This is a genomic window from Aeromicrobium sp. YIM 150415, assembly GCF_016918125.1.
Lineage (GTDB): Bacteria > Actinomycetota > Actinomycetes > Propionibacteriales > Nocardioidaceae > Aeromicrobium > Aeromicrobium piscarium.
In genome coordinates, this window is the sequence record NZ_JAERWM010000031.1 from 41,082 (window position 1) to 57,660 (window position 16,579).

A 16,579-nucleotide genomic window follows, 5' to 3' on the forward strand; every position below is an offset into this window, starting at 1 on the left:
CGACTGGACATGACGGAGGCGGTCCGATCAGAACCGTGAGATCTCACGCCGCTGGGTCTTCTGCGAGGGTGTCCTGCGTCACACCCTGCGGCATGACCAGATAAGCAATGCGCCACCGTTCAGGGCAACGACCAACTCGTCACAGCGCTGTGCAGAAGTGCACACGCCCTGCGATACCAGCGAGAAAGGCCGCTGGTCAGGAAGCCGAAAGGTTCAGCTCGAGACCTTCAGTGGAGGCGACCAGTCGAGTGATCCAGCGGCCGACGGCGTTCACCCGGGCCAGCCGGTCCAGATTATTGGGTGTCAGCAGCCAGTAGCTGTGAGGCACGAAGGCATCGACATCGGTGAGACGTTCGATCCCCTCGACACGGTCGGCCAGGTAGCTGGGCAGGAAGGCCAGCCCGAGGCCCTGGCGTGCCGCCTCGATCTGCCCGGCGATGCTATTGGTCTGGATGCGGGGGCGAGCCTCCGGCACGAGTTGGTAGAGGGTGCGGAAGGTCGCGGCGCCGAGAGCCTCGTCCACATACCAGATGAAGTCGTGGTGCACGGTGAGCTCCTCGAGCACGCTCACCCGCGGCACCCGGCGTAGATACTCCGGCGCGCCGTACAGCCGCAGTTGATAGTCGCCGAGCCGGCGCACCGACACCGCACGCGCCTCGGGCCGCTCGATCGTGACCGCGAGGTCGAATTCTCGGGACGTCAGCGACGCGTGGCGGTTGGCCGTGACCACTTCGACGGTCAGTTCGGGGAACTCGTCGACCATCGAGGCGAGTCCGGGCAGCAGCAGGAACGAGCCGAAACCGTCAGGCGCGATGACGCGCACCGAGCCGGAGAGCATCGAACCGCCTTCGAGGCAGTCCTCGCGCGCGGCGAGGACCGCGGCCTCGACGGCCTCGGCATGGGCGAGAAGGCGTGTCCCGGGCTCGGTCAGCACCCAGCCGGACGGCTCGCGGGCGAACAATCGCTGTTCGACCATCCGCTCCAGGCGCGAGATGTGGCGACCGACCGTGGTGTGATTGATCCCGAGATGCTTGGCGGCCTCGGTCAGCCGACCGCGGCGCGCGACTTCGAGGAAGATCCCCAGATCATCGGCCGAGAGCATGAGCGAACCTACCTCCCAGATCCCCTCGATTGCGCAGCACGCTAGCAGCATCGTAGGCGCGCCGCCGGAACGCACCTCTTCTCACCGGCTGCCACGCGACGGTGCGGAGCCGTTCGGCGCGTCCCGGCGAGGTGGGACCCCTGTCTCGGGATGAACCCGTGGTGCACCCGCGCGAGCACCGGTATTCGGTCGTCGACGTGGCCGACGTGGAGGGACTGTGAGCAGCGTGCGCCGACGAGCGTCGCGAGACGCAGGGCGCAGTAGCCTGTCCGCATGGCCACTCAGCAGCTACCCGATCTGCTGCGTCAGCTCGACCTCCACGGCACCGTCGCGGCGGACGGTCGCCCTTCCGAGCCGTTCCGGCGGTGGGTCGGTCGCCGTCGTGCCACTCTCCTGGTAGCCGTGCTCATCGCGGTCGCGGGTGTCGTGGGAATCGTCATCGGCTTGGTGCTGCGCGAGGTCGGGGTCTGGGCCATCCTGCTCCCCGTCGGTGGCTTTCTCGTGTTCGCCGGTCTGATCATCGCCGGCGTCCTCGCGCTGGTGAGCAGCGCCCACGGCTTCCGAAGGGAGGCGGAGACGGCTCCGGTCGTCCTCGACCCCGCAGGGGTCTGGTTGCGGGGCATCGGCCCGCTCCTCTGGAGCGATCTCTTTCCGCCCGAGTACCGCAGGATCGTGACCAAGAACGATGTGAACGGACGGTGCGCGGTCATGCCGCTCACCCCGCAGGGCCACGCGCGGATCAACGCGCACGTCACGGCGCAGGCGCTGCTCGTCGGCCCCAGACCCTATCTGCGTGCCGACGTGCCCTATCTGCTGCTGCCCGGCATCGACGGGCTGAGCGAGGACGAGACGGTGCGGCTGTTCCACACCGCCTACGAGCGATACGGACCGCGCTAAGGCATCAAGCGGCCGTGACGGGCTGGCGCAGGATGGTGCGGAGCCGTTCGGGCGCGGCCCTGCGGGGATCGCCGAGATAGATCTCATGGTGTGTACCGGCGAGGCGGAGCCCCTGATCGGGGATGAACTCGTGGTGCATCCGCGCGAGCACCGGTCCTTCGTCCTCGAAGGGGCCGACATGGAGGGTCTGTACGCAGCGTCCTTCAGCCAGCGATGCGACGCGGAGGTCCGCCAGGCGGGAGGGGGCCTTCGTGGCGCGCACACGGTCGAGCGCCGACTCGACATCGTCCTCGTCCAGCCAGTCGGGCACCATCAACATCATCGTCCAGCTCCACTGAGACTTGTCCCGCGCGGTGGTGAAGACCTCCATGTCCTCCGCCCACCACAGCCCTTCCAGTGGGGGCACCACATAGTCCCGCCCCAGCTCTTGTCTGCTGGTGAACTTGAGGGTGTAGGCGACCGGGTAGAGGGCCGCGAGGGCGTCGGCATAGGCCGGCGAGGTGTTCGGGTCGCCGTGGCCGTCGACCATGAGGTAGCGCATCTCGGGGAGATCGATGATCTCGAAGCGCCCCCGTGGCGCCCGATAGCCGGGAAGCATCTTCTTGAGGTCGATCGCGTCGGTCATGTCGGGTCCCCCGCGCACTGACCGACAGATCGACCCGGATCAGCGATCATGGGATCGATCATCCCAGCCCGCGGAGCGTCTGGATGGTGTCGGCGTCCTCGGCACGCTTGTCGGGGCGGTAGCGCTTCACCCGGGCGAAGCGCAGGGCGATGCCTCCCGGATAGCGCGGCGAACGCTGCACCCCGTCGATCGCGATCTCCACGACGGTCTCCGGGCGCAGGAACACCGTGGACTGGGTGCTGCGGGTCTCCAACTCCGCGAAATGCTCGGTCTGCCAGCGCAGGAGGTCGTCCGTGAGCCCCTTGAAGGTCTTGCCGACCATGACGAAGCCCCCTGGATCGCCGAACTCCCCCGTCGGATCGTGGGCCCCGAGGTGCAGATTCGACAGCCATCCGCGACGGCGTCCCGATCCCCATTCCGCGGCCAGCACGACGAGGTCATAGGTGTGCACCGGCTTGGCCTTGACCCAGGCCTTGCCGCGCCGGCCCGCGACATAGGCGGAGTCGATGGCTTTGACGACGATGCCCTCGTGGCCGGCTGCGAGGGCATCCTTCGACAGTCGCTCGACCTCATCCGCATCTGCGGTGACGACGCCGGGCATACGCCACTGCCCCGCGACACGGTCGAGCTGGGCCAGCCGGGTGCGCAGCGGCTCGTCGATGAGGTCGCGGCCGTCGATGTGGAGCAGGTCGAAGAACCACGGTCGCAACGCCACATCGCGCGCGACCTCGGCACCGAAGCGCGCCATCGTCTCCTGGAACGGGCGGGGGCTGCCGTCCTCGCTCAGCGACAGGGTCTCGCCGTCGAGGATGAGCTCGCGGGCGGGGAGGCCGCGGACGATCTCGACGATCTCGGGCACACGGTGCGTGATGTCGGCGAGGTTGCGGGTGAAGATGCCGACCTCGTCGCCTCGGCGATGCACCTGGATACGGGCGCCGTCGAGCTTGTACTCGGCCGATGCCTCGCCGGTGATGCCGAGTGCGTCCGCGGGTGTGGCGGCGGTGGACGCGAGCATCGGCAGCACGGGGCGTCCGACCACCAGACCGATCGCGTCGAGATCCTCGGCGGTGCCGGTGAGCGCGATCCGCGCCGTCTCGCCGAGATCACCGGAGAGCATCGCCGCCCGCCGGACCGCGTCCTTCGGGCGTTCCGAGGCCCGGGCGACCGCATCGAGGAGCACGCCGTCGAGGGCGCCGGTCCGTAGTTCGCCGAGCATCACCCGCACGAGGAAGTCCCACTCCTCGGGGGTGGCACGGGACGCGAGATCCTCGAGAAGCTCGCCCCGCGCCGCGACCGAGCCCTTCCCGGCGACCGCGGCGAGTGCGTCCACCACCGCATCGACATCGGCGATCGTCAATCGTGGGGCATCGGTGTGCCGCACCGAGAGAGCCGCGATGCCCCGCCATCCCACGCCGATGCGCCCCTGCCTGGGCGCCGCGATCAGCATCCCGACGGCCGGCTCGATCTCCTCGGCCTCCGCTCGCTCCAGCACGCGCGCGAGGGCGTCGACCTTCGCGAGCCGTGAGGAGGTGGCGGTCACCTCCTGGGTCGCGGCGACCAGCTCCGAGAGCATCATGCCCGCATCCTCCCACCGAGCACCGACATTCCGCCGGTCTGCCGGCGGGCCGGCTCAGAAGAGCGGGCCGCCCTCCGTGGCCTCGTAGCGGCGGATCTCGACGTGCTCCGGCTGCTCGACCCGTGGTCCTCTCGCCCGCTTGCGCCAGGCCTTCAGCGCCTTCTCGTCGCGCCAGATCTCGAGCACGTCGACTCGCTCGGGGTCCACGGAGTCGGCGGTGATGGAGGCGTGCAGGCATCCATCGGCATCGCGAGCCCGCGCGACCATGCCGCGGAAGGCGTCGACGAAGGTGTCGCGGCGATCGGCCGCCACGATCTCATGGCCGGCGATGATGATCATCTCTCTCCTCAGGTCGGTGGTCGGTGTCCGGAAGGGCCCCTCGGTCAGGACTTGACGTAGCCGCGGGCCTCGACGATCTTCCCCTCACGGATGCGGAGCAGGTTGACTCCACGGAGCCGCTCGTCCTCGGCGCTCCCCCAGCGCAAGGTCCACGGCTGGATCGCCAGATCGCCGAAGATCTCCGGCGAGTCCGGGGCGAACGTCAACGAGGGATCCTCGATGAGGCCCGTCCATCGAGCGCGGCAGGCTGCCCCGCCCACATGCCGCGCTCCGTCCGGCGCCGGCCCGGAGTCCTCGATCACGCAGTCGTCCGCGATGAGATCGGTCAGCAGGCCGGGGTCGCGCTCCTCGAAGGCCTCGTTGTATCGGTCGAGCACCTCGCGCACGGTGCGGGTACCGGCCGCGTGGTCCTCGCTCCTGCCGCCCTCGGTCTCCGCGGCGAGGGGCACCTCCCCGGTCTTGCTATAGCCGAGAGCCTCGACGATGACGCCCCCGACGACGCGCATCAGCGTCACGCCGCGCACCGACTCCGATGGACTGGTGCCGAACCGGTAGCGCCAGCGGATCGTGGCCCGTTCGCCGGACACGTCGACCTCCTCGGCCTCGAACTGCGTCGTGCGGTCCTCCGCCAGCGCCCGCCAGAAGGCCAGGCAGGCGTCGCGCCCCTCGGTGCGGGCGCCGTCCGGCACCGGTGAGATGGCCTCCATGACGCACTCCTCCCCGATGAGGCCGGCGAGCAGGCCGGCGTCGTGGTCGGCGAAGGCTCGATGGAAACGGGCGACGATATCGGCGGTGGTACGGGTTCTCATGGGATCTCCTGGAGATGGCGTTGCGGCCCCCGCGCCCCGGCGCGTCCGTCCGCAGCGGCCGACGGCCGTCGCTCACCGGGCCTGACGAGTCCGTGATCGAAGGCGAAGACGACCGCGGCGGAACGGTCACGGAGGTGGAGCTTGGCGAAGATGTGGCCGACGTGGGTCTTCACCGTGCCCTCGCCGAGGAAGAGCTCGGCCGCGATCTCGGCATTGGTGAAACCGGCGCCGATGAGGTCGAGGACGTCCTTCTCGCGCGGCGTGAGGAGCTCCACCCGGGGACTCGACCCGGTCGTCAGCGCTCGCTCCCGGTAGCCGCTGAGCACGCGGCCGGTCACGGCGGGGTCGAGCCAGCTTCCGCCCGCGACCACAGCACGGACGGCACGCTGAAGGTCCTCGGCCGGAGCATCCTTGAGCAGGAAGCCCGCCGCTCCCGCCCGGAGTGAGCCGGCGAGGACCGCGTCATCGTCGAAGGTCGTGAGGATGAGCACCGGTGGCGCCTCAGCCGCGGCGGTGAGCGCCTGTGTCGCGGCGACACCGTCGACCTCGGGCATCCGCACATCCATCACCACGATGTCCGGGCGCGTGCGGATGACGGCGTCGAGCAGCCCGGCGCCGGTACCGAGCTCGCCGACGACCGTGAATCCATAGCGTTCGCGCAGGATGCCGCGCAGCCCGGCGCGGACGAGCTCCTGATCGTCGACGACGAGGACACGCACGAGGTGATCGGTCACGCCGGGATCACCGCCTCCACCAGCCAGCCGTCCGGTCCGGGCCCGGCAGCGAGGTGCCCGCCGAGGGCTCCCGCACGCTCGCCCATCGCGACGATGCCGGTACCGGACCGGCGGGTGGGACGTGCCCGGGTGGTGTTGCGGACGACGATCCGGACCCGGCCCGCCACGACATGGATCCGCACCTCGATCGGACGGCCGTCGCCATGACGGACGGCATTGGTGAGTGACTCTTGGACGATGCGGAAGGCGGCGAGGCTCCGATTCGGTGAGAGCGCGTCGAGGTCACCGCGCTGGTCGAGCTCGATCCGGGCCCCCGCGTTCCGATAGGACTCGACGAGATCGCCGACGTCCGCGGACGCCGGGGCCGGGAAGCCGGTGGGCGAACCGGCGCCGCGTAGGAGCCCGAGGGCGGCGCGCACATCGTCGAGACCGTCGCGGGCCGCCTGTTCGGCTGCCGCCAAGGACGACCGCGCGGACCCGAGGTCGTCGTCGAGGGCCAGCCGGGCGCTGCCGACGTGCAGCACCGCGACGGTCAGCCGGTGGCCGACGAGATCGTGCATCTCCCGGGCGATCCGGTGCCGCTCGTCGTCTCGCGCACGCTGGGTCAGTTCCGCCTGTGCCCGGTGCAGTCGCTCGACGAGGATCCGCTGGCGTCGGGCGAAGATGCACGCCCCGGTCGTGAACGCGATCCCGGCGATCCAGGTGACCCACCCGGGCTCCGCGCTCACGGTGACCAGCTGGACGACGAAGACGGCGGCCACCCCCATGCCGGCGAGTACCGCGATCGGTCGCGGCATCTCGAGTGCGACCCATCCGGCGACGACGCACAGGCCGAACCATCCGAGATTCCGCGGGTCGCCGTAACAGGCGACGGTGACGCCGGCCGCCACGACGGTGAGTCCGATGATCGTCGGCCCCGCGGCGGCCACGCGCCAGGCGGTCACGCCGGAGGCGCCGAGGACGATCACCGCGAGCCACACGGTCACGCCAGGAGGGGTCTCCGTCCGGCTCGCGCCGATCGCCGTGAGCACCGCCAGCACCGCCGGGGCGATGCTGCGTGCGTGGCTGATCGGCCGGGGCCCGTTCACAGCCGGCTCCGCCAGCTGGCGAGGACGATCGCGATCACCGCGATGACGGTGACGATCAGCAGTGCGGAGGTGCCGTTCCCCAATCTGAGCCAGGGGTCGCGGATCGACTGATTGACGAGGGCGAGGGGAAGATGCTCGGCGATCGATCGGAGCCCGGGCGGCATCACGAAGGGTGGCGGGCCGCCGACTCCCAGCAGCAACGATGGGAAGTACAGCAGCAGTCCGACGGCCTGTGCCGCACGCGCGGAGGGAAGCAGCGTGCCGAGGAACACGCCGATGCCGACGAAGGCCAGGGAGCCGACGACCATGCCCGCCGCCACCCGGAGCGGGTCCTGGACGGGTGGAATCCCGTAGACCGGGGCGGCGACGAGGAGCAACGCGATACCGGCGATGGTGATGGCGATGAGTCCGAGGCACAGCTCGGCGAGCGCGAAGGACCAGCGAGGAAAGCCGGCGGCCACGAAGCGCCGCAGGACGCCTCGTTCCCGGTACGAGGCGATGTGCACCGGCAGCAGGACCAGGCCGGTGGCACCGATCATCACGGTGAAATAGGAGGCGATGTACCAGTGCGACGGGTTCAGCGGGAATCCGTGGGCCGTCTCGCTGCCGAAGGCGCCGCCGACGATCAGCATCGCCACGATCGGGAAGGCCAGCGTGAACGCGAGGGTGAAGGGATCGCGGGCGACGAGCCGGAGCTCCTGGGTGAGCAGCCGCCGGGTCACCGATCGCGATCGCCGGTCGGTGGCGGGGATGTCGAGGTCGGCCGTGGTCATGAGACCACCTCGTCCTCATCGCGTTCGAGGAGCGTGAGCAGCGCTTCCTCCAGATCGGGCAGATCGACGTCGAGATCCGATGGGATCGGTCTGGAGCGCGAGGTCAGCCATGCGCCGACGTGGGCGATCGAGCTCCGAGTGCCCCTCACCGTGATCGTGTTCCCGTGCTGGTCGACCGACTGGACGTCGAGCAAGGCTGCTAGCTCACGCACGGCGAGGGCGAGGCTCGCGTCATCGGTCTCGGGCAGGCTGAACCGGATGACGGCCTGTCCGGCATGACGCCCGATGAGCTCGGCCGGGGTTCCGCGGTCGAGGACGCGTCCGGCACGCATCGCGATGACGCGGTCGCACAGGACCTCTGCCTCGGACAGCTCATGGGTGACCAGCAGGACGGTGACGCCGGCGGCGCGGAGCTGGTCGACGGCGGCCCACACACCGCGCCGGGCCGCGGGATCGAGGCCCTGGGTGAGCTCGTCGAGGATCACGAGTCGGGGTCGGTTCAGCAGCGCGAGCACCAGGAAGAGGCGTTGGCGCTCTCCCCCGCTGAGCCCAGCGAACGCGGTTCTCGCCCGGTGTGCGATCCCGAACTTCTCCATCAGCGCGTCCGGGTCGGCGGCGCCGGGGCCGGCGAACAGGTCCACAGCCTCGCGCACGCGCATCCTGTCCGGCAGCCCGGAGTCCTGCAGCTGGCTGCCGATCCGCGTCCGGAGCCGTTGCCCGTCACGCGAAGGGTCGAGCCCGAGGACGCGCAGGCGGCCGGCATCCGGGCGACGCAGGCCCTGAAGACACTCGACCGCGGTGGTCTTGCCGGCACCGTTGGCGCCGATGATGCCGACGATCTCGCCGGGGAAGACGTCGAGGTCGAGGGCATCGACCACGAGGGTCCCGCCGTAGGACTTGGAGAGTCCCCGCACGCTCACGACGGCACTGTCATCGGGCTCGGTGCCCTGCAGAACATCCATGGTCCCCAGCGAAGCGGTCACGGGCCGAGTCGCACATCTACCCGTGGACAGAGATCCGGCTCCATCGGGGAGCAGAGATGTCGTCACGGTCACCACCTCGCGGCCATATCGAACAGCGTTGTACGGCTAATTTAAGCCGAACATGCGTGTACGACAAGAGCGTCGAGGAAGGGACGGGCGCCGCTCAGGCGGCGAGCGCCGCCAGCACGGTGTCGCGCACCAGCACCGGCGCGTCGGCGACGTCGATCTCCCCGCGGTGCACCGCGGCGGACGCGCCGTGCAGGATCGCCTGGATCACGCTGATCTGCCACTCGACCGGCACATCATCGCGGAACTCACCGATCGACCGTCCGCGCTCCAGCAGCGCACGGACACGGGCGGCGGGCTCATCATGCGCTCGCCGCACCTGCTCGGGCGACAGCGCCTGCGAGGCGGCGACCACCAGGGCACCGAAGCGGTGCGCCAGGTGCCAGGTCTCTTCCACGAGACGGCCGAGCACCTGCCGGGGGTCCCCTTCGACATCGACCTGCGCCAAGGCCTCCTCGGTCTGGGCGATCGCTCGGTCCGTCACCTCGCGCAGCAGCGTGGCGCGAGAGTCGAAGTGCCCGTAGAGCGTGATCCGCCCCACCCCGGCCTCGCGGGCGATCTCGTTCACACTGACATCGGGGTCGACCGCCAAAAGCCGCGTCGCCGCCTCAATGATCGCTTCGATATTGCGCAGCGCGTCGGCGCGCTTCGGACGAGCGCGAGCGTCATCCGATCCGGTGGCGCGACCTTCTCCGAGCGTGGACATCGGTGTTCAGATTACCCGCTGCCCGTGCCCCTTGACGTCTCGCGGCCCCTTCCCTCCGCCCGGTCCAGGACGTACAGTCGGAGTAACTCGAACATGGCTGTTCAAGAAAAGAGGCGACGATGGAGAGCTCGACGACCCGCACGAGGCCTGTCCGCCCCGGCACGCACTGGCGCGCGGCCTGGCCGGCCGCCCTCGGGGTGGTGGTGGCCGCGGGCACGACGTACGGAGTGACCGACGGGCGGGAGTTGGCCGCCGTCGTCGCAGCGTCCGGGGTCGTCTACCTGGCGGCCGCCGCCACCGGACGCCGCTGGGCGGGCTGGGCAGCGTTCGGCGTCACCTTCGTTCTCATCGGACTCGACACCGCCGTCGGGCTCGATGCGACACCGTGGCTGCTCGCCTTCGCGGCCGTCCTCGTCCTCGTCGGCATCGCCGGTCGCCGACGACGACCACTGTGGTCGTTACCGCTGCAGACCGCGGCGATGCTCGTGCTCGCGACGGCTGCCCTCGTCGCCACCCGGCTCGATGCCGTCGCCGGCGGGCTGGTCGTCGCGGCGGCCCTCCTCGGGCACGCGGGCTGGGACGTGCACCACCGCAGGACGGGACGGGTCGTGAACCGGTCGCTCGCCGAGTTCTGCGCCGTGCTCGATGTGATCGTCGCCGTCGTCGTCGCCTACGTCGCCCTGGCCGGGTGACCCCACCGCGCCGGTCGTTCGATCCTCGGCAGTGACCAGTCCGGCCTCCCAGCCGGGGGCCCACCCGCCATCGGGCGGGCGGAGGCCCGATGCGTCGAGCCCTGCGGTGGCGATGAGCCAGGAGACCACCGAGTTCGAGTTCCACATGTCTCCTGTGGTCCCGACCGCGCGCCCCCACACCGGCGCCGGCACCTCCTGGACCCGTTCGACGAGCTGGCGAGCGATCAGCGCGTCGTCGGTCAGCATGACCGGGCCGCCCACGGCCCACCTCAGGTCGGGGATGATGCCATCGCGCCAGCATCGGATCTCGTAACGGAACAGACGCCAACGTCCCAGGACCCCGATCCCCACGGGCCCGACCCGGACGACCCCGCGATCCGGTCCCGGCGGAACACCCCATGCCGGGGTCACCTCGATCACATACCGTGCGCCGTCCGCCGCCACCTCCAGCGCGGCGTGGAACAGCCGCCGAGGCGCTCGGTGCTCGATCGTGGCATGCGCCAGCTCCCACCAGCGGCTCGTACGGCGCACCACGTGTCCCCCGGCCCCGACGGGGATCCACCACAGCACGACCATCGCCTGGCCGACCCCGGAGTGTTCCGTCGGCGCGGCCGAAGGGGACCGCTCGTCGGGCATCACGTGTCCTCGACGAGGCGTGCCAACCGAGCCTTGCGCCGGTTCTGGGTCACGATCCACGCGACATCGCGATCGCGCTCGTCGAGCTCCCGGAAGGCGGCCAGCCCCGGGCCCGGATCGGCGGCGATGGCGACGCTCCAGCAATAGCCGAGACCCTGGCGGAGCGTGCGCAGCTCGGATTGTCGACGCATGGACGGCGGCCTGGCGGCCAGACTCGCCGTCGCGCGGCGGCAGACCTCGATGGCCGTCGCGGCGGCCGCGGCCGTGCCGAGCAACCGAGGTTCGCAGATCGCCGCGGCGGCGGCCCGTTGGACCAAGGGCTCGGGATCATCGGCCCAGTCCAGTACCAGCGATTCCAGCGCGGCGACATCGGTGTCCCCGAGGCGCTGGAGCCCCATCGCGACCCCCTCGCGCACGCGCCACCGGTGGTCGGCAGCCAGCTCCCGCAGCCGTGCCGCCACCCCCGGCTGGGCCGCGAGCGCCCCGAGCGCGACCGCGCCGCACAGGACGCGGTACTCATCGTCGCTGCCGAGGAGAGCGTCGGTCAGCTCGGCATCGGCGAGATCCGCCACCGCGGCGGCCAGCGCAAGATTCGCGCGGGGGCCCGGCAGACCCGAGTGCGCGTCGAGGAACTCCGGCCAGGACGACCGGTCCAGCCGCATCAGGTCCGCACGCCACCGCGCCACATCGGACATGAGATCAGATTACGCCTGCGAGTCCGGGTCTGAGCCCGAGAACAGAGCTCGACCCGCCTGCCCCGACAGATAGCGGATCTCGGTCTCGTTCTGGGTCATGTCGGCGGCAGCCAGGAAGTCGGCGCGCGCCTCCGCTCCCCTGCCCACCGCGTCCTGGAGATGGGCGCGGATCGCATGAGCCCGATGCCGGGTGAGCGGGCGCTGAAGCAGGCCGTGTTCGCTGTCGAGGCGATGGAGCAGGTCGAGGGCGTGCCCCGCGCCGAAGGCGTGCGCCACGGCCACGACGCGCGAGAGCATCACCGGACCGGTGGGCTCGAGCTGTTCGAGGGGCACGTAGAGGGCGGCGATCTGCTCCCAGTCGGTCTCCTCCGCCGTGCGCGCGGACGCATGGAGCGCTGCGATGGCGGCTTGCAGCCGATAGGGGCCGGTGCCATCTGAGGCCCAGGCCGCACGGGCGAGTTCGGTCCCTTCGGCGATCATCGCGTGATCCCAACGGCTGCGGTCCTGCTCCGCGAGGGGGATCAGCTCGCCGTCCGCCGTGGTCCGCGCCGCACGGCGCGAGTCGGTGAGGAGCATGAGGGCGAGCAGCGCTGTGGGCTCGGCGCGCTCTGGGGCAAGGTCGCGCAGCAGCCGGGCGAGCCGGATCGCCTCAGCGGTGAGGTCGGTGCGACTGAGCCGGTCACCGGCTGTCGCCGTGTAGCCCTCGTTGAAGATGAGGTACAGCACCCGCATGACCGCCGAGACCCGATGCTCGACGTCGTCCTCCGCCGCCATCTCGAAACGTGTCCCGCTCGCGCGGATGTGTCGTTTGGCGCGGCTGATCCGCACGGCCATCGTCTGTTCGGTGACACCGTAGGCGCGGGCGATCTCGGCGGTGGTGAGTCCTCCGACCGCACGCAGCGTGAGAGCGATCTTCGATCCGAATGAGAGCGATTCGTGGCAGCAGAGGAGCAGGAGGTTCAGGCTGTCGTCGTGACCGGAGAGCCGCGCGGGTTCGGGTGACGCCGCGACGACGTACTGCTCTTCGCGCCGGCGGTCGGATGACTCAGCCCGCAGCGCGTCCACCATGCGCCGATAGGCGACGCGGATGAGCCACGATCTCGGGTCATCGGGGATCGCGTCGTCCCGCCATTGCTGGCTGGCGGCGATCAGCGCCTCCTGAGTGGCCTCCTCGGCGATATCGAAGTGGCCGAACCGCCGCACGATCGCACCGAGGACCTGCGGCGCCTCCTGGCGCAGCAGGTCCTCGATCAGCGAGCTCGTCGTCACGCGAAGTCGTCACCCATGATGGGACGGATCTCCATGGGCTCGCCCATGAGATCGACCATCCGGGCAACGATGTCCTTGGCCCGCTCCACGCCCGAGACGTCGATGACGGCGAAAGAGGCCAAGACCTCCTTCAGCTCCGCGAAGGGGCCGTCGGTGACGACGATCCTCCCGTCCTCCTTCTGCACCGTGATGGTCGTGGCCGGATGGCCCAGTCCCTCGGTGCTCACGAACTCGCCGGTGGCGCGGAGCTCGGCTTCGAACTGCTGGTAGGCGGCGAATGCCTCGAGGGCCTCCTCCGTCGGGGCGTCGGCGGTCGCCGCGTCCCAGCTTTCGCTGGGGGTGTAACCCAGGACGAGGAACTTCATGGTGATTCTCCTTAGGTCGTGCTGCGGAAATCCGCGTGAGTAGGCCGGGCGGCATCCGCCCCCGGCTGACAATCCCCCGCAAGCGGGTGGTATCCCCACCGGGGACCGAAGCCATACCAGGTGGGGGTACCTCCCACGCGCTTCGCGCGTAGGGGGATCGTCTCGCGAAGGCCAAGAACGCCGTCAGACGGGATGCGGAGTCGTCCGGGGCGCCACGCGGACTTTCGCAACACGGCCTAGTGCGACGATCGCAGGTTATCGAGTGGGGATGGCGGTGGCGAGGCGCAGCAGCCGGACCGCCGTGGCAGTACACCAGCCGAAGGCGAAGAGCCCGGTGACTGCCACCTGGATGCTGGCGATGTCCGGATCGACGGGGACCAGCAGGACGAGGGCCACGACCGCATTCCCTGCGGCTGCCAACGGCCGGTGCTGTCTGATCGCTCGCACGAGGGCGAGTGCGGCGGCGATCGCGAGGGCACTGAATCCGATGATCGCTGCGATGATATGCACAGAGGCGTGCCAGGTGGTCACCGCCGCGGGGCCGTCAGGGGTGCCGAGAGGGAACCCGTGGGACGGATCCTGCGGAAAGAGACCTGCGGCGATGAATCCCGTGCCTCCGATCGCGATGAACAGCGGGAGTGCGCCCCGGCCGATCCCCGTACTGATGACCCTGCGATGTCCGGCGGAGAGCCCGATCAGCCCGAGCCCGACGAGCACGAAGGTCAGCATCTGAATCCGGCCCCATTCTCCGGTGGCGAGCTGGCTGAGGGGGTGGACGCGGAGGTCGAAGCCGTCACGGACGGCCATCTGCACGAGGGCGGAGAGGTAGAACAGCGGGCCCGCGACCGCCCCGCCTATCAGCAGTGCTCTCGTGACGGGGTGCGGATGTCCTGCTCGGGGCCGGGCGGCCGATACGGTCTGGTCCGTGGTCACGGTGTCCTCCTATGTCATCGAGGTGACGGTTCAGAGCTACCTCGTAGCCGCGGACGAATTCTTGACATCGCTCCCGCACATTTTTCTCACCGGCCCTCGCGGGTGCTCTACGCGAGGGGCAGGCGGTGCCGCCTGGGTTGCGCGCGCACGGCGAGGGCGACGGTCACGATCCCGATGACGCCGAGGACGGAGAGTCCGGCGCCCATCGTCGCCGAGCCGGCGAGGCCCGCGCCTCCCCAGGCGACGAGGATGCCCACGAAGGTCGATGAGATCGCGTTGGCGATGAGTTCGGCCGTCCCCACCCCCGCCGCGGCTTTGGACGCCTCGACGGGGTCGGTGCTGCTGCGCATCGCGGCCACGCTCAAATGTGGGAATGCCAGACCCACGCCTGCGCCGGCGAGGAGCAGCCCGGCCGTCCAGACCCAGGCGATCCAGGAGACATCGGAGAACTGGGAGGCCGTGAAGAGGGCGAGGCCCACCGCGACGAGCACGGGGCCCAGCCGCATGAGGAGGCGGCCGATGCGCTCGTCGTCGACGCTGGCGCTGAACAACTGCACCGTGCTCCACCCGATCGACACCGTTGCGCCGAAGATGCCCGCGAGCAGGGGGCTCATGCCGGCCAGTTCCTGACCGAACTTGGGAAGGAAGATCTCCGCCATCGCAGCCGCGCTGAGGATGCCCAGTGTCACGTAGACCCACTTCAGCGGGTTGCCGCGCTGGTAGGTGATGTGCGGCAGGACGGGCGACGAGGCGCGCCGCTCCACCACGACGAAGGCGACGAGGAAGGCGATCCCGAGGGAGATCGCGGCGATCGCCGGCCAGCCGATGGGCACGATCGCCGCCACGCTGAAGGCCGTCGCGGCGAGGACGAGCATCCCAAGCGATGTCGCGGGTATACCTCCGTACTCCTCGGACTCGGCGCTGTGGTGAGGCAGGCCCCGCAGCGCCATGACACCGAGCACGCCCGAGGCGAGGGCGAGCACCCAGAAAGCACCTCGCCAGAACTGCAGCTGAGCGAACAGGCCGCCCATGGCGGGACCGACCAGGGTGCCCAGACCCCACATCGCGGAGACGAGTCCGGTCGCGCGGGTCCACAGATGCTCGGGGAGCGCCTCGCGGATCACGGCGTATCCGAGGCCTGCGAGCAGGCCGCCGCCCAGCCCTTGGAGGATTCGAGCGCCGAGCAGCGCCTCCATCGTCGGTGACACGGCAGCGCCCAGCGAACCTGCCGCGAACAGCAGGAAGGCGAGCAGATAGGCGCGCGCGGCGCCGTGGGAGGCGAGGGTGCGGGCGACGAGCATCGAGGTCAACACGGACGCCACCATGAACGAGGTCGTGACCCACGCGAAGTACCGCCCTCCCCCGATATCGGCGACGGTCGTGGGCAGCAGTGCCGCGGTGACGAAGGTGTTCATGGCATAGAGCGCCACGCCGCCGGCCAGGACGAGTGCGGCCGTCCGGTGCTCGCCGCTGAACAGCTCGCGCCAGCCTCCGGGGTTCTCGATGTGCGCTGAGGGAGCTCGTGTCGGCTTGTTCTGAGAGGTCATGTCGATTACCGTAAAATCTCAACAAAGGTTGAGGTCAAGCATGAATGATTCCGCTCCGTCTCCCACAGATCTGCTCAGCGTCGGCGACGTGTCGAGACGCACTGGCGTCTCGGTCTCTGCGCTGCACTTCTACGAGCGCGAGGGGCTGATCGCCGCCACGCGCACGTCCGGCGGGCAGCGCCGTTATGCGCGACATGTGATCCGCCGAGTCTCGGTGATTCAGGTGGCGAAACGGATGGGGATATCGCTGTCGGAGGTCGCGGATGTCTTCGCCGACCTCCCACCGGACCGGATGCCCGGCAAGACCGACTGGCGCCGCATCAGCGAACGCTGGCGCGGACGCCTGGAGGCCCGGCGTCAGGAGATCGAGCGGATGGAGAACGAGCTCGTCGAGTGCATCGGCTGCGGATGCGTCTCCTTGCGGAGCTGCCGGGTGCTCAATCCCGATGACGAGCTCGGGGCCGATGGGGCAGGTCCGCGACTGCTGCCGGAGATCCCCACGGACTGAAGCTGACGGCGTCAGTCTCCAGCTTTGGCGGCATATTCGGACTCCTATCCGAGACGATCATCGCCTCAACTCAGGTGTCCGAGAAACCGGGTCAGGCTCCGTGGTGTTCTCCTTGTCCGACGACGATCGCAGGCTATCGAGTGGTGGGGCGATGGCGAGGCGCAGCAGCCGGATCGCCGTCACGGTGCACCAGCCGAAGGCGAAGAGCTCGGTGATGGCGACCTGGGTCAGAGCAT

At 69.9% G+C, this 16,579-nt stretch carries 18 protein-coding genes; 3 read left to right on the top strand and 15 right to left on the bottom strand.

The window, feature by feature from the left end; translation table 11 throughout:
- Positions 1–196: 196 nt before the first annotated feature.
- Positions 197–1,102, bottom strand: a complete 906-nt coding sequence (locus JL108_RS18095; RefSeq protein WP_205199521.1) for a LysR family transcriptional regulator — start codon at positions 1,100–1,102, stop codon at positions 197–199.
- A gap of 273 nt (positions 1,103–1,375) precedes the next feature.
- Here JL108_RS18095 and JL108_RS18100 point away from each other — a divergent pair, with 273 nt between their 5' ends.
- On the top strand, positions 1,376–1,999 hold the full coding sequence (locus tag JL108_RS18100) for a hypothetical protein (RefSeq protein WP_205199522.1): 624 nt from the start codon (positions 1,376–1,378) through the stop codon (positions 1,997–1,999).
- A 4-nt stretch (positions 2,000–2,003) separates the two neighbouring features.
- Here JL108_RS18100 and JL108_RS18105 read toward each other — a convergent pair whose 3' ends face one another.
- The 9 genes from JL108_RS18105 to JL108_RS18145 form a co-directional block, all read right to left on the bottom strand.
- Positions 2,004–2,624 carry a GyrI-like domain-containing protein gene (locus JL108_RS18105; protein WP_205199523.1) on the bottom strand — a complete coding sequence of 207 codons (621 nt, stop codon included), beginning with the start codon at positions 2,622–2,624 and terminating at the stop codon, positions 2,004–2,006.
- A gap of 58 nt (positions 2,625–2,682) precedes the next feature.
- Positions 2,683–4,200, bottom strand: coding sequence for an ATP-dependent DNA ligase (locus tag JL108_RS18110; RefSeq protein WP_205199524.1), 1,518 nt, complete (start codon positions 4,198–4,200; stop codon positions 2,683–2,685).
- 54 nt (positions 4,201–4,254) lie between these two features.
- On the bottom strand, positions 4,255–4,539 hold the full coding sequence (locus JL108_RS18115; RefSeq protein WP_205199525.1) for a putative quinol monooxygenase: 285 nt from the start codon (positions 4,537–4,539) through the stop codon (positions 4,255–4,257).
- A 44-nt stretch (positions 4,540–4,583) separates the two neighbouring features.
- Complete coding sequence (locus tag JL108_RS18120) at positions 4,584–5,348, bottom strand: nuclear transport factor 2 family protein (protein WP_205199526.1); 765 nt, start codon at positions 5,346–5,348, stop codon at positions 4,584–4,586.
- Positions 5,345–6,082 (bottom strand): response regulator transcription factor, encoded by a 738-nt coding sequence (locus tag JL108_RS18125; RefSeq protein WP_205199527.1) that lies wholly within the window; start codon positions 6,080–6,082, stop codon positions 5,345–5,347. Before JL108_RS18125 ends, JL108_RS18120 begins: the two co-directional genes overlap by 4 nt.
- The gene (locus JL108_RS20060) at positions 6,079–7,170 is read right to left on the bottom strand and encodes a sensor histidine kinase (protein ID WP_205199528.1); all 1,092 of its coding nucleotides are present in this window, start codon (positions 7,168–7,170) and stop codon (positions 6,079–6,081) included. Before JL108_RS20060 ends, JL108_RS18125 begins: the two co-directional genes overlap by 4 nt.
- Positions 7,167–7,943, bottom strand: a complete 777-nt coding sequence (locus JL108_RS18135) for an ABC transporter permease (protein ID WP_205199529.1) — start codon at positions 7,941–7,943, stop codon at positions 7,167–7,169. Before JL108_RS18135 ends, JL108_RS20060 begins: the two co-directional genes overlap by 4 nt.
- Entirely contained in the window at positions 7,940–8,905 is a 966-nt protein-coding gene (locus tag JL108_RS18140; RefSeq protein WP_205199530.1) for an ABC transporter ATP-binding protein, read from the bottom strand. Before JL108_RS18140 ends, JL108_RS18135 begins: the two co-directional genes overlap by 4 nt.
- Before the next feature lie 184 nt (positions 8,906–9,089).
- The gene (locus JL108_RS18145) at positions 9,090–9,698 is read right to left on the bottom strand and encodes a TetR/AcrR family transcriptional regulator (protein WP_205199531.1); all 609 of its coding nucleotides are present in this window, start codon (positions 9,696–9,698) and stop codon (positions 9,090–9,092) included.
- Positions 9,699–9,817: 119 nt separating this feature from the next.
- Here JL108_RS18145 and JL108_RS18150 point away from each other — a divergent pair, with 119 nt between their 5' ends.
- Positions 9,818–10,390, top strand: a complete 573-nt coding sequence (locus JL108_RS18150; RefSeq protein ID WP_205199532.1) for a hypothetical protein — start codon at positions 9,818–9,820, stop codon at positions 10,388–10,390.
- A 635-nt stretch (positions 10,391–11,025) separates the two neighbouring features.
- Here the strand turns inward: JL108_RS18150 and JL108_RS18155 are convergent.
- From JL108_RS18155 to JL108_RS18175, 5 genes are all read right to left on the bottom strand, one after another.
- Positions 11,026–11,721, bottom strand: coding sequence for a HEAT repeat domain-containing protein (locus JL108_RS18155; protein WP_205199533.1), 696 nt, complete (start codon positions 11,719–11,721; stop codon positions 11,026–11,028).
- 9 nt (positions 11,722–11,730) lie between these two features.
- Entirely contained in the window at positions 11,731–12,990 is a 1,260-nt protein-coding gene (locus tag JL108_RS18160) for an RNA polymerase sigma factor (protein ID WP_205199534.1), read from the bottom strand.
- Entirely contained in the window at positions 12,987–13,355 is a 369-nt protein-coding gene (locus JL108_RS18165; protein WP_205199535.1) for a YciI family protein, read from the bottom strand. The genes JL108_RS18160 and JL108_RS18165 overlap by 4 nt, the downstream gene beginning before the upstream one ends.
- A 255-nt stretch (positions 13,356–13,610) precedes the next feature.
- Entirely contained in the window at positions 13,611–14,288 is a 678-nt protein-coding gene (locus JL108_RS18170) for a DUF998 domain-containing protein (RefSeq protein WP_205199536.1), read from the bottom strand.
- Between the two features lie 107 nt (positions 14,289–14,395).
- Positions 14,396–15,835: an MFS transporter gene (locus tag JL108_RS18175; RefSeq protein WP_205199537.1), complete on the bottom strand. Its 1,440-nt coding sequence runs from the start codon at positions 15,833–15,835 to the stop codon at positions 14,396–14,398.
- Positions 15,836–15,875: 40 nt separating this feature from the next.
- Here JL108_RS18175 and soxR point away from each other — a divergent pair, with 40 nt between their 5' ends.
- Positions 15,876–16,343, top strand: coding sequence for a redox-sensitive transcriptional activator SoxR (soxR, locus tag JL108_RS18180; protein ID WP_205199538.1), 468 nt, complete (start codon positions 15,876–15,878; stop codon positions 16,341–16,343).
- Positions 16,344–16,579: the final 236 nt, after the last annotated feature.

Coding starts and splice junctions, on each gene's coding strand:
- JL108_RS18095 (WP_205199521.1), bottom strand. CDS start 1,102: ATGCTCTCGGCCGATGATCTGGGGATCTTCCTCGAAGTCGCGCGCCGC.
- JL108_RS18100 (WP_205199522.1), top strand. CDS start 1,376: ATGGCCACTCAGCAGCTACCCGATCTGCTGCGTCAGCTCGACCTCCAC.
- JL108_RS18105 (WP_205199523.1), bottom strand. CDS start 2,624: ATGACCGACGCGATCGACCTCAAGAAGATGCTTCCCGGCTATCGGGCG.
- JL108_RS18110 (WP_205199524.1), bottom strand. CDS start 4,200: ATGATGCTCTCGGAGCTGGTCGCCGCGACCCAGGAGGTGACCGCCACC.
- JL108_RS18115 (WP_205199525.1), bottom strand. CDS start 4,539: ATGATCATCATCGCCGGCCATGAGATCGTGGCGGCCGATCGCCGCGAC.
- JL108_RS18120 (WP_205199526.1), bottom strand. CDS start 5,348: ATGAGAACCCGTACCACCGCCGATATCGTCGCCCGTTTCCATCGAGCC.
- JL108_RS18135 (WP_205199529.1), bottom strand. CDS start 7,943: ATGACCACGGCCGACCTCGACATCCCCGCCACCGACCGGCGATCGCGA.
- JL108_RS18140 (WP_205199530.1), bottom strand. CDS start 8,905: ATGGATGTTCTGCAGGGCACCGAGCCCGATGACAGTGCCGTCGTGAGC.
- JL108_RS18145 (WP_205199531.1), bottom strand. CDS start 9,698: ATGTCCACGCTCGGAGAAGGTCGCGCCACCGGATCGGATGACGCTCGC.
- JL108_RS18150 (WP_205199532.1), top strand. CDS start 9,818: ATGGAGAGCTCGACGACCCGCACGAGGCCTGTCCGCCCCGGCACGCAC.
- JL108_RS18155 (WP_205199533.1), bottom strand. CDS start 11,721: ATGTCCGATGTGGCGCGGTGGCGTGCGGACCTGATGCGGCTGGACCGG.
- JL108_RS18165 (WP_205199535.1), bottom strand. CDS start 13,355: ATGAAGTTCCTCGTCCTGGGTTACACCCCCAGCGAAAGCTGGGACGCG.
- JL108_RS18175 (WP_205199537.1), bottom strand. CDS start 15,835: ATGACCTCTCAGAACAAGCCGACACGAGCTCCCTCAGCGCACATCGAG.
- soxR (WP_205199538.1), top strand. CDS start 15,876: ATGAATGATTCCGCTCCGTCTCCCACAGATCTGCTCAGCGTCGGCGAC.